12 protein-coding genes are annotated in these 11,221 nt (G+C 67.5%); 8 read left to right on the top strand and 4 right to left on the bottom strand.

Going from position 1 to position 11,221, the window contains the following annotated elements:
• Positions 1-137: 137 nt before the first annotated feature.
• From LWW96_RS03010 to LWW96_RS03025, 4 genes are all read left to right on the top strand, one after another.
• A complete protein-coding gene (locus tag LWW96_RS03010; protein ID WP_291484182.1) occupies positions 138-1,049 on the top strand; it encodes an ABC transporter permease in 912 nt (303 codons plus the stop codon).
• A gap of 1 nt (position 1,050) precedes the next feature.
• Positions 1,051-1,944, top strand: a complete 894-nt coding sequence (locus LWW96_RS03015) for an ABC transporter permease (protein ID WP_291484183.1) — start codon at positions 1,051-1,053, stop codon at positions 1,942-1,944.
• A 111-nt stretch (positions 1,945-2,055) separates the two neighbouring features.
• The gene (locus LWW96_RS03020) at positions 2,056-2,724 is read left to right on the top strand and encodes a GntR family transcriptional regulator (protein ID WP_291484197.1); all 669 of its coding nucleotides are present in this window, start codon (positions 2,056-2,058) and stop codon (positions 2,722-2,724) included.
• Positions 2,725-2,749: 25 nt separating this feature from the next.
• Positions 2,750-3,517 (top strand): aspartate/glutamate racemase family protein, encoded by a 768-nt coding sequence (locus LWW96_RS03025; protein ID WP_291484184.1) that lies wholly within the window; start codon positions 2,750-2,752, stop codon positions 3,515-3,517.
• Between the two features lie 381 nt (positions 3,518-3,898).
• Here LWW96_RS03025 and nth read toward each other — a convergent pair whose 3' ends face one another.
• Together nth and LWW96_RS03035 are read right to left on the bottom strand one after the other, a co-directional pair.
• Positions 3,899-4,537: an endonuclease III gene (nth, locus tag LWW96_RS03030; RefSeq protein WP_291484185.1), complete on the bottom strand. Its 639-nt coding sequence runs from the start codon at positions 4,535-4,537 to the stop codon at positions 3,899-3,901.
• A 70-nt stretch (positions 4,538-4,607) separates the two neighbouring features.
• On the bottom strand, positions 4,608-5,087 hold the full coding sequence (locus tag LWW96_RS03035; RefSeq protein ID WP_291484186.1) for a GyrI-like domain-containing protein: 480 nt from the start codon (positions 5,085-5,087) through the stop codon (positions 4,608-4,610).
• 115 nt (positions 5,088-5,202) lie between these two features.
• On the opposite strand from LWW96_RS03035, the gene LWW96_RS03040 reads away from it, so the two are divergent.
• Together LWW96_RS03040 and LWW96_RS03045 are read left to right on the top strand one after the other, a co-directional pair.
• On the top strand, positions 5,203-6,393 hold the full coding sequence (locus LWW96_RS03040) for a PLP-dependent aminotransferase family protein (protein ID WP_291484187.1): 1,191 nt from the start codon (positions 5,203-5,205) through the stop codon (positions 6,391-6,393).
• Between the two features lie 12 nt (positions 6,394-6,405).
• Positions 6,406-6,630 (top strand): SlyX family protein, encoded by a 225-nt coding sequence (locus LWW96_RS03045; protein WP_291484188.1) that lies wholly within the window; start codon positions 6,406-6,408, stop codon positions 6,628-6,630.
• A 134-nt stretch (positions 6,631-6,764) separates the two neighbouring features.
• On the opposite strand, the gene LWW96_RS03050 is transcribed toward LWW96_RS03045, so the two are convergent.
• Positions 6,765-8,312 (bottom strand): CYTH and CHAD domain-containing protein, encoded by a 1,548-nt coding sequence (locus LWW96_RS03050; RefSeq protein ID WP_291484189.1) that lies wholly within the window; start codon positions 8,310-8,312, stop codon positions 6,765-6,767.
• A gap of 504 nt (positions 8,313-8,816) precedes the next feature.
• On the opposite strand from LWW96_RS03050, the gene LWW96_RS03055 reads away from it, so the two are divergent.
• The gene (locus tag LWW96_RS03055) at positions 8,817-10,511 is read left to right on the top strand and encodes a methyl-accepting chemotaxis protein (protein ID WP_291484190.1); all 1,695 of its coding nucleotides are present in this window, start codon (positions 8,817-8,819) and stop codon (positions 10,509-10,511) included.
• Between the two features lie 61 nt (positions 10,512-10,572).
• Positions 10,573-10,776, top strand: a complete 204-nt coding sequence (locus LWW96_RS03060) for a hypothetical protein (protein ID WP_291484191.1) — start codon at positions 10,573-10,575, stop codon at positions 10,774-10,776.
• 35 nt (positions 10,777-10,811) lie between these two features.
• Here the strand turns inward: LWW96_RS03060 and LWW96_RS03065 are convergent.
• On the bottom strand, positions 10,812-11,221 hold a 410-nt coding region (locus tag LWW96_RS03065), incomplete at its 5' end, for a GGDEF domain-containing protein (RefSeq protein WP_291484192.1).

Raw genomic sequence — 11,221 nt, forward strand, 5'->3', positions numbered from 1 at the left:
GAGGGGGACGCCCCCGGTGCACGCAAGCGAAGCGCTGCATCCGCAGCTCGGCGGCCCTTGCACGGGGGCACTGGTATCGGGCCGCGCCAGTTTTGACGACTGTCGCCCGATGCGATGGATAACTGATTTGCAAACACATGAGCACCACCACACCGTCCTTACCCGCTGCTGCCGTCCCCGGCCGCAGCATTGCCGCCTGGTGGCAGGCCGCGCCGTTCACACTGGTGTTTGCGCTGTTCTTCATCATTCCGCTGGTGCTGATCGTGATGGTCAGCTTCTGGGATTTCAACGACTACGAACTGCTGCCGGGGTTCACGTTCAAGAACTACGTCTCGATCTTCGAAGGCTGCGGCGATGTGTCGGACGGGCTGTGCGTCACGCTCAAGACGTACTGGTCCACGCTCAAGTTCAGTTTTCTGGTGTGGCTCATCACGTTGGTGATTGGCTTCACCGTGGCCTATTTTCTGGCCTTCCATGTACGTTCATCGGGCATGCAGACGCTGTTGTTCGTGCTGTGCACCATTCCGTTCTGGACGTCGAACGTGATCCGCATGATCTCGTGGGTGCCGCTGCTGGGCCGCAACGGCCTGGTGAACCAGACGCTGATGGGCATGAACCTCATCGAGACGCCGATCGAGTGGCTGCTGTTCTCGGATTTCTCGGTGGTGCTGGCCTTCGTGCACCTGTACACCATGTTCATGATCGTGCCCATCTTCAACAGCATGATGCGCATCGACCGCAGCCTCATCGAGGCGGCCAGCGACAGCGGCGCGAGCGGCTGGCAGACGCTGTGGAACGTGATCGTGCCGCTGTCGCGCACGGGCATCCTCATCGGTTCCATCTTTGTGCTCACCATCGTGATGGGCGACTTCGTGACCATCGGCGTGATGGGCGGGCAGCAGATTGCGTCCGTGGGCAAGATCATCCAGGTGCAGACGTCGTACCTGCAGTTCCCGCTGGCGGCAGCCAATGCGGTGATCCTGCTGGCCGTGGTGCTGATGATCATCTGGGGCCTCACGCGCCTCGTCGACATTCGCAAGGAGCTGTGAGATGACAACCCGCATCCGCGAAACCCGCCCCGCCAGCTTCTGGCCCCTGGCCATTGTCTTTGCACTGTTCGTGCTGTTCATGTACGGGCCGATGTTGGTCATCTTCATCCTGAGCTTTCAGGGGCCGGAAGGGGGGCTCACCTTTCCGATGCGCGGCGTGTCGCTGCATTGGTTCGCCAAGCTGGCCGAGGGTCTGGGGGTGGTGGACATTGGCGCAGCGCTGTGGCGCTCGCTGGGCCTGGGCGTGGCGGTGATGCTGTGCACGGTGGTGCTGTCGGTGCTGGCCGGGCTGGCGTTCCGCAAGCGGCTGGCGGGCGGCAACACGCTGTTCTTCATCGTGGTGGCCAGCCTCATCATGCCGTCCATCATCGTGTCGCTGGGCATCGGGCTGGAGTTCCGGCTCATCGACAACGGCATCAAGGCGGCCCTCGAAGGGCTGGGCATGGAAAGCGCGCTGGAGGGCTATGGCACGTCGCTGGGCCTGTTCACCTCGGCCCTGGGCGCGCATCTGACCTGGACGCTGCCGTTTGGCCTGCTCATCATGTTCGCGGTGTTCAACCGCTTCAACCCAGCCTACGAAGAAGCGGCACGCGACCTGGGCGCCACGCCCTGGCAGGGCTTCGCGCATGTGGTGCTGCCGTTGATTGCGCCGTCAGTGGTGGGCATTGGCATGTTCGGCTTTACGCTGAGCTGGGACGAGATTGCCCGCACCTCGCAAGCCATTGGCGATGTGAACACGCTGCCGCTGGAGCTGCAGGGGCTGACCAGCACGGTGACCACACCGTCCATCTATGCGCTGGGCACGGTCACCACCGTGGTGTCGTTTGCCGTGATGGGCGTCACGCTGCTGCTGGTGTGGGCGCTGGGCCGTGGCCGCACAGGCCGTTCGGGGTAAAACGGCGGCCCTATGAAGACCACCACCAACCTCCGGCCCCGGCGCACACGCGCAGCGGTCTCCGAGCCGCCTGCACAAGTTGAGGTGCCGGGCCAGCTCAGCGACAACGACATGTACGACCGCATGGTCTCGGCCATCCTGGACCACAAGCTCCCGCCCGGCACCAAGCTGGTGGAAGACAAGCTGGCCGCGGCCTTTGGCGTGTCGCGCACCCGCGTGCGCCCGGTGCTGGTGCGGCTGGCCAACGAGCAGGTCGTCACCCTCACGCCCAACCGGGGCGCGTCCATTGCCCAGCCGACGCCGCAGGAGGCGCTGGAGGTGTTCGAGGCCCGCCGCCTGCTGGAGCCGCGCCTGGTGGAGCTGTTCATCGCCAACGCCACCGACGCCGACATCGCCGCGCTGCGCACCTGCATCGACGACGAGGAAGCCGCCCGCGCCGGCGGCGACATGCGCCGGGCCATCCGCCTGTCGGGCGACTTTCACCTGCACATTGCGCAGGCCGCCGGGCACCAGACGCTGGGGCGCATCCTGCGCGAGCTGGTCTCGCGCACCTCGCTCATCCTCATGACCTACAGCCCCAGCCACGCCCAGACCCGCGAGGAGGCCACCGCCTGCGGCTGCCGCGAGCACCGCGCACTCATCGACGCCATCCGCCTGCGCGATGCGCGCGAGGCGCCGCGGCTGATGCTGGCGCATCTGGCGCGCATCGAGTCGCAGCTGGAGTTCACGCCGCCGGGGGCGGACGCGCCCGATCTGGCCCAGCTGCTGGGCGGGCTCTGAGGCCCAGGCTCCACCCCTTGAATCCATGCGCCAGCTGCTCGTCATCAACCCCAACACCTCGGCCCCTGTGAGCGCCTTGCTCCAGCAGCATGTGCAGGCCGCAGCAGGATCGCACGTGACCGTGCGCACGGCCACCGCGCGCTTCGGCGCGCCCTACATCGCGTGCGAGGCGAGCTACGCCGTGGCCGCCCACGCGGCGCTGGACGCCTGGGCCCATGCGCTGGCCCAGCCCGGGCCGCAGCCGGATGCGGTGCTGATCGGCTGCTTTGGCGACCCGGGCCTGATGGCGCTGCGCGAAAGCAGCCCCGTGCCCGTCACCGGCCTGGCCGAGGCCTCGTTCATCGAGGCGGCCCGCCACGGCCGATTTGCCATCGTCACGGGCGGCGAGCGCTGGGGCCCCATGCTGCAGCGTTTGGCCCAGGCGCTGGGCCATGCGCACGGGCTCGCTGGCATCCACACCGTGGCACCCACCGGCGCCCAGCTGGCAGCCAACCTCGAGGCCGCCCGCGCCCTGCTGGGCCAGGCCTGCCGCGACGTGGTGCGGCAGATGGGCGTGCAGGCCGTCATCCTGGGCGGGGCCGGGCTGGCCGGCATGGCCGCGGCCGTGCAGCCCCAGGTGCCCGTGCCCGTGATCGACAGTGTGGTGGCAGGGGCGCATTGGGCGCTGCGCGCGCATCCGTTGCCACCCGAGCGCAAGGTGGCGGGGTTTGATGTGGCGTGGGTAGGGCTGTCGGGGGAGATGGCAGCGCTGAGCGGTGTCCCCGTTGTTGACATCCAAAACACGTCTCGCTAGCGTGCCCGACATGACTACAGCGAAACACTACATCCTCCCTCTTGTCCCGACCGAGGATTCAACAGCTGTCCTCTTTCCTGAGGATTTGTTGGCCCGCCTGCATGTGGGAGTGGGCGAACGATTTATCTCAGCGAGCGGCCCGACGGCGGCTTCTCGTTAAGTGCTCGAGCGCCCGATAGCGAGGCGCAGTTGCAGGAGGCGCGGGACATCATGGAAATGCGCAGCACCATATCGCGGCAATTGGCCGATTGACGGCGGCAGTTGCGTCTGCGAGCGCGCAGCCTTCGTAAGCCTCTTAGAAATTTTGATTGAAATGTGCCGCTGGCGCTTTGCCATCAAGCGCCAGCAGCTATAAAAAATGCAGCGTTCTACCGGGGTAGCTTAGGGCGCTAGGTTCTTTGGCTGGTAATCGCAGTACTGCACCACCACACACTCCCAGCACCGTGGCTTGCGCGCCTGGCACACGTAGCGGCCGTGCAGGATGAGCCAGTGGTGCGAGTCCACGGCGTACTCTGCCGGCACGCGCTTCATCAGCTGCAGCTCCACCGCCAGCGGGTTCTTGCCGGGCGCCAGGCCCGTGCGGTTGCTCACGCGGAAGATGTGCGTATCCACCGCCATGGTGGGCTCGCCGAAGGCCACGTTCAGCACCACGTTGGCGGTCTTGCGGCCCACGCCGGGTAGCTGCTCCAGTTCCTCGCGCGTGCGGGGCACCTGGCCTCCGTGGCGTTCCACCAGGATGCGGCAGGTCTCCATCAGGTTCCTGGCCTTGGTGCGGTACAGGCCAATGGTCTTGATGTACGCCTCCAAACCCTCCAGGCCCAGGGCTAGGATGGCCTGCGGCGTGCCCGCCACCGGAAACAGCCTGCGCGTGGCCTTGTTCACGCCCACATCGGTGGCCTGGGCCGAGAGCAGCACGGCGGCCAGCAGCTCGAACGGGGTGGTGTACTCCAGCTCCGTGTTGGGCGTGGGGTTGGCCGCCTTGAGGGTGGCGAAAAAGGGCTCGATGTCAGCGGTTTTCATGAACGGGCGAGAGAGAAGGCGGGCGGGATTGTCGCCCGACCCGGTGGTTGCGGCACCCGGCGCGCTTCGCTCAGCGGCTGCGGCGCACGGGAATGCACAGCCAGCACGGAAACCGCCCCGTGGCGGGGTCGATGGCAAAGTCCTCGTCGTAGATTTCGAGCGCCGCGCGCGGCTCCCATTCCCAGCCCTCGGGGAGTTGCCCCGGCGCCTTCATCTGGGCCCAGGCGGCCGCGATCTCGGGGCCGGTGCCCACGAAATGCAGGCACGCGTAGTCGCCGCCCGCGTAGTCCATCACCTGCACGTCGGGGCCGGTGCGCAGGCCCACGCCAATCTGCACGCACGCGTCGTAGCGGCACTGCCCGGGCGGCGTGCAGGCCGGGTCGTCATGGCTGAAACCATAAAACTTGGGCCGCGGCTCGCTCAGCCGGTTGGCAGTGCACCAGGTACCGAACCGCTCCCACAGCTCGGTGAGGCCAGGGTGGCCGTAGGCGCCGGTGTGGCGCATGGCGGCCAGGCGCATGCGGGGCAGGGTGCGGAGGATGAGCGGCATAGGCGGGTGCTGTAGGGTGGGGAAATATGGCGCAGGCAGTGTAAGCCGCAGGAAACCTGCTCGCCAATTGGCGACAATGCTGCGTTTGTTGCCAACCACCACCCCAGTCCACGCCATGCAATTTGCCGACCGCCTGAACAACGTAGAAACCTCCGCCATCCGCGAGCTCTTCAAGCTGCTGGGCAAGCCCGGCATCATCAGCTTTGCGGGCGGCTTCCCCGACAGCGCCATGTTTGACGTGGAAGGCATCCGCGCCGCCAGCAATGCGGCCCTGGCCGAAGAGCCCGGCGCAGCACTGCAATACGGCGCCACCGAAGGCTACAACCCGCTGCGCGAGCAACTGGCCGCCTTCACGGCGAGCAAGGGCGCCAAGGATGTGGCGGCCGACAACCTCATCGTCACCACCGGCAGCCAGCAGGCGCTGGACCTGCTGGGCAAGACGCTCATCAGCCCCGGCGACAAGGTGATTGTGGAAGGCCCGACCTTTCTGGCCACCATCCAGTGCTTCCGCCTGTACGGTGCCGAACTGATCAGCGCGCCCATCGACGGCAACGGCGTGAAGACCGACGAGCTGGAAAAGCTCATCGCCGAACACCAACCCAAGTTCGTCTACCTGATCCCCACCTTCGGCAACCCCAGCGGCGCCATGCTGAGCCTGGAGCGCCGCAAGGCCGTGCTGGCAATGGCCGTCAAGCACAACACGCTGATCGTCGAGGACGACCCCTATGGCGACCTGTACTTCGGCGATGCGCCCCCGCCCAGCCTGCTCAACCTGTCGGCCAGCGTGCCGGGCAGCCGCGAGCTGCTGGTGCACTGCGGCAGTTTGAGCAAGGTGCTGTCGCCCGGCCTGCGTGTGGGCTGGATGATTGCACCGGCCGAGCTGCTGGCCAAGGCCACGATGTGCAAGCAGTTCAGCGACGCGCACACCAGCACCTTTGCGCAGGCCACGGCCGCGCAGTACCTGAAGGCCGGCCGCATGCCCGCCACGCTGGCCCATGTGCGCAAGGTGTATGCCGAGCGCGCCCAGGCCATGGGCGATGCGCTGCGCAAGGAGCTGGGCGACGCCATTGCGTTCGTGCAGCCCCAGGGCGGCCTGTTCGTGTGGGCGCGGCTGACCGGTGCAGGTGGCAAGGTGGCCGACGGCAACGTGCTGGCCCAGCGCGCGATTGAAAAGGGTGTGGCGTTTGTCCCCGGCTCGCCGTTCTTCTGCGCCAACCCGGACCACGCCACCTTCCGTCTGTCGTTTGCCACGGCCGACGCAGACAAGATCCGCGAAGGCGTGGCACGCCTGGGCCAGGCGCTCTGATCTGGCGTCGCAATGGACAACGCCGACCGTCTGGCCGAAGTTCTGGAGCGCCTGGAAAGCCTGGAGATCAAGGCCAGCTTCGCCGAAGACCTGCTGGACCAGCTGAACATGACGATCTACCAGCAGCAGGAGCTGATCGACCGCCTCACGCGCGAGGTCATCCAGTTGCGCCAGCAGGTGCCCGAGGGAGCGAGCGCGCCGCGCAATCTGCGCGATGAGCTGCCGCCGCATTACTGAGGTGCGCCCGCCTAGGGCGGCCCGCGTCCGCCGCTTCGGCCAGCTGCGGTGCGCGGAGTTTTAGGGAAAATCGGGCGCAAAGCCCCGATGGATAAGCGCAGTCAGCTATCATTTTGATAGCTTTTCGCCGGCATTCACCGTGGTTTGTGGGCTTTACGCAGCTTGGGAAGTTCCGCGATCTGGCCCAGGGCCAGCTCGCAGGCGGCCGCGGTGGTGTTTTGCCGTGCTGCGAGCCAGCCCACGGCAAACCAGGCCGCGGGCTGGGTGGCCGCAAGGTCGGCATAGACCGCCTGCGCCACGCGCTCGTCGTTGAGCCGGCCCAGGGCCGCCAGCGCGGGCTGCAGGCTGGCCAGAAAGGCCTCTGCCTGCCCGTCCATTGCGGGCGCCACAAATTCCGCAAGGTAGCGCAGCCGCTTCAGCCGCTTGCGCAGGCGGTGCTGCTGCTCGGTGGGCAGGGCGGCAAAGCCGCGCGCATCGCGGCTCACCTGCGCGTGCAGGCGGCGCAGGCTTTTTTGCAGCAGGCGTCGCGTGGCCTTGGCATCCGGTGCGCCAGCGTCGTCAGCGGCCTGCGGGCCTTCGGCCTGTGCAGTCAAGGCCATGAGCCCAATCAACGCAGCCTGGAAAGCCGGCGTGCGCACGATGTCGGCCGCGTTGGCCTGTGTGCAGGGCGGTGCCGCGGACGCTGGCAGATCCAGGGCGGGGGCGCCTGCGGCCTGGAGTTGGGCGGCCATGGACTGCAGGGCCTGGCTTTGGTCGCGCAACTGGCCCAGCCGCTGGAATGCGTCCACGAGCGCCGGTGCCCATGCCGGGTCCAGCCGGTCTGGAGCCAGCGGTGCCAGGTGGCGCAGGGCGGTGCGCAGACGGCGGATGCCGATGCGCAACTGGTGCTGGTGCTCCTCGCCGCCCCGGCCTTCCGCCAGTTCGCTCGCATTGCCCAGGATCTGGTGCAGGCAATGGGCCACCACCGCGCGCAGCAGCGCAGGGCCGTGCAGCCACGGGCGGTGGTGGGGCGCTGCTCTCTGCCACGGTGCGGCCTTGGTGGCTGGCGGAGCCTCGGCCTGGGCGGCCAGCAGCCGCTCGCCGCGTTCGGCTTTCGAGACGGTGCTCAACGACAGCCCATGCCGCGCGGCCCACTGGACGGCCAGTGCGGCCAGCCCTTCCACCGGGCCGCTGAGCAGTTCCAGCTCCAGTTCGCAGATGCGCGCTTGCGTTTGCTGCGCCGTGCCCCGGCGGGCCACCACCTGGCCGGTGTCCAGCGCCAGTTCGGCCATGCCACCGGGCATGCGCAGCTTGCGCACCACGCGGTCCATTTCGGTGCCGTAGGTCTCCGCCAGAGGCCCGTTCGCCTCACGCAGAGCCTGGTGCAGCCGCGCGCCGGCCACGCTGCCGGCGTGCAGTTCAGGCAGGGGATCGGGCGCGGGCTGGGAGGGCGCGGCGGGGCCGCGGTCCACGTTGTGTTCTTCGCGATCCAAAGGACCCTGGCCGAGGGCTTTGACGGTCTGCACCCACTGCGCGCCTTCGCGCCGCAAGCGCAGGGCAATGCCCCGGGCGGCCAGTGCGCCGTCGGGCGTGTCGAAGTAACGGGCTTCCATGCGCACCCGGGCGTGCCGGCCTTTGCAAACCGCGGCCTGCAAGGCGGGCAAACGATCGGGCGGGATATTGAATTTGAACTCGATTTCCATAAGTCGGGGCTGGGAAGGATTAAGCGCTAAGGTGATTATGGTTTGCCGGGCGGTGCAATAAAAGGGGCGGCTATTATATTTTTGCTTGGCTGGTGGGGCTGATTCTGCCGCCTTGGGTTCATGGGAAATATTGGAAGGAAACCAGCCAAGGCTGCTCTATGTATCAGCGTACGGTGATGACAGAAAAACTACTGCGCACTAGGGATGCTCTGCACGAATCGAGCGGAAAGTGTGCGCTGCGGATCGGGAGGGGCTGCAAGGCGCAAAACGCAGCAATAGCAGGTGCTATTGCGAGGATTTGCAACGCTGCAGACCGACCGAGTCCGCAGATGCACACGGCGCGACGATTCGTGCAGAGGATCCCTAGATTCCATGGATTAATGCCTGAGCTCCCCGGAGTCATTATTTTGTCATCTGCAACAAATAGTATCCATCGCTCGAAAGGGCATTGTCACCGCACCGGAAAACAGCCCTCCTGATGAAACTTCACGAGAGATTTCTTCCATGCTCCAAAGACTGACCATCGGCACCCGCCTTGCCCTGGCCTTTGCCGTGCTCCTGGTCCTCATTTCGGCCCTGGCGGCGGGGGGGATCAGCGGCGCTAAGCGGCTGACCGAGCGCAGCGCCGCTCTGTACGGCGACCGCACCGTGCCCCTGGGGCTGCTCGCCGAAATCAGCCATCTCACGCAGCGCAACCGGGTCCTGGTGATGGACATGCTCATGGACCCCGGCACCAGCAACCAGGCCACCCATGCCGCGCTCACGGCCAATGTTGAGCGCATTCACAGCCTGTGGAAGACGTACTCGGCCAGGCCCCTGGGCGAGCAAGAGCAGGCGCTGGCCCGTGCTTTTGCCGACGTCAACGCGAACTACCTGGACAAGGGCCTGATCCCCGCTGCGACGGCATTGGCGTCGGGCAAATACGATGACGGCTCGGAGCTGTACATCACCGAGATCCGCCCCAACGCTGCCAAGGTGCAGGACGCGGTGGAGCGCCTGGTGGCGCTTCAAATCAACGTCGCAGCCACCGAGTTTGCCGGTGCGCGGGGCCTGAGCGACACCATCCACGCGGGGATGCTGGCCGCCACCGGTCTGGCGCTGGTGGTGGGGGCGGGCATGGCGTGGGTGATCACCCGCTCAATCCTGCGCCCGCTGCGCCAGGCGGTGGCGCTGGCCCGCACCGTGGCGGGCGGCGATCTGACGGCCCGCATCGACGTGCGCGGCAGCGACGAGACCGCCGAACTGCTGGGCGCACTGCGCGAGATGAACCAGCAACTGGTGCGCGTGATCACCGAGGTGCGCGCCAGCACCGAGACGGTGGCGCAGGAGGCCGTGCTGATCGCCGGCGGCACCGAAGATCTGGCGCGCCGCACCGAGGTGCAGGCGGCCAACCTGCAGGAGACGGCCGCTTCGATGGAGCAGCTCACCATCACCGTGCAGCACAACACCGACAACGCCCTGCGCGCCACCGAGCTGGCGCAGGATGCTGCCCAGGTGGCCCGCGAGGGCGGCACGGTGATGCGCGACGTGATCGCCACGATGCAGGAGATCAGCGTGCAGTCCAAAAAGGTCACCGACATCATCAAGGTGATCGACGACATTGCCTTCCAGACCAACCTGCTCGCCCTGAATGCCGCCGTGGAGGCGGCGCGTGCGGGCGAGCAGGGCCGGGGCTTCGCCGTGGTGGCGGGCGAGGTGCGCGGGCTGTCCCAGCGCAGCAGCACCGCGGCGCGCGAGATCCGGGGCCTGATCGCCGCCAGCGTGAGCGGCGTGGAGCGCGGCTCCGCGCTGGTGGGGCAGGCGGGCGACCACGTGGCCCGCACCGTGCAGCGGGTGGGCCAGGTCACCGCGCTCATCAGCGAAATCAAGGACGCCGGGCAGGAGCAGGCCCGCGGCATCGCGCAGATCGGCGAAGCGGTGCGCCAGCTGGATGCCGCCACGCAGCAAAACGCCACGCTGGTGGACGACAGCTCGTCGGCATCCGCAGGCATGAAGCAGCAGGCGCGGCGCCTGCTGGAGGTGGTCCACCTGTTCAGGCTGGCTCCGGGCGCCGACGGACCAGTGGAACACCCCCAGGACATGGCGCACGGGACGCCGCCGGGCCATCGCGGCCTGCGGCCCGCCGCGGGGGCCGCGCCGGCAGCGCTCCCTCCGGGGGGCGGGCCCCGCCCGCGGCTCACGATGGCGCCGGGCGCATGAAGCCGCAGGATCTGCGCAACGCGGAGAACGCTGTGCCTTGTCCCTGCACCAGCCTGTGCGCATGAATCGCACCGACGTGCTGATCGCCATCGCCGAGGTGGCGCGGTCGGGCGGCGCATCGCAGCCCGAGGACGCCATCGCGCAGCTGGCTGCGATCATCAATGGCCTGGAGTTGTCCGGCAGCGGATCGGACCGGGTGATGGAAATGCTGCTGCGCATCGGCGCCTGCCTGTGGAACCTGCAGCAGGAGCGCATGCGCCTGTGAGCCGTTGGCGGGTGGCCGCGCGGCTCGCTGGGCTCTCAGCGAATCGCGGCCTCGGACGATCCGATGCGGTTGCGCCCCTGGCGCTTGGCCTGGTAGAGCGCCTGGTCCGCGCGGTCGAGCATGTCGCGCAGGCTGCGGTCAAACGGGCGATACGCGCTCAGGCCCAGGCTGGTGGTGATGCCGTAGCTGCGGCCCCCCTCGTCATACAGCTGCAAGGCCTGCACGGTGTCCAGGATGCGCTGGGCCACCTCCAGTGCCTCGCCGGTGCTGGTCAGCGGCAGCAGCACGGCGAATTCTTCGCCGCCCAGGCGTCCCACCGCATCGCTGGCGCGCAGCTGGCTTTTGATGGCGTTGGCGAACGCCACCAGAGCGCGGTCGCCTTCCAGGTGACCGAACTGGTCGTTGCTGGTCTTGAAGTGGTCCAGGTCCAGCAGCAGCAAGGCCA

The organism is Acidovorax sp. (assembly GCF_021287135.1).
In the GTDB taxonomy this organism is placed as follows: Bacteria; Pseudomonadota; Gammaproteobacteria; order Burkholderiales; family Burkholderiaceae_C; genus Acidovorax.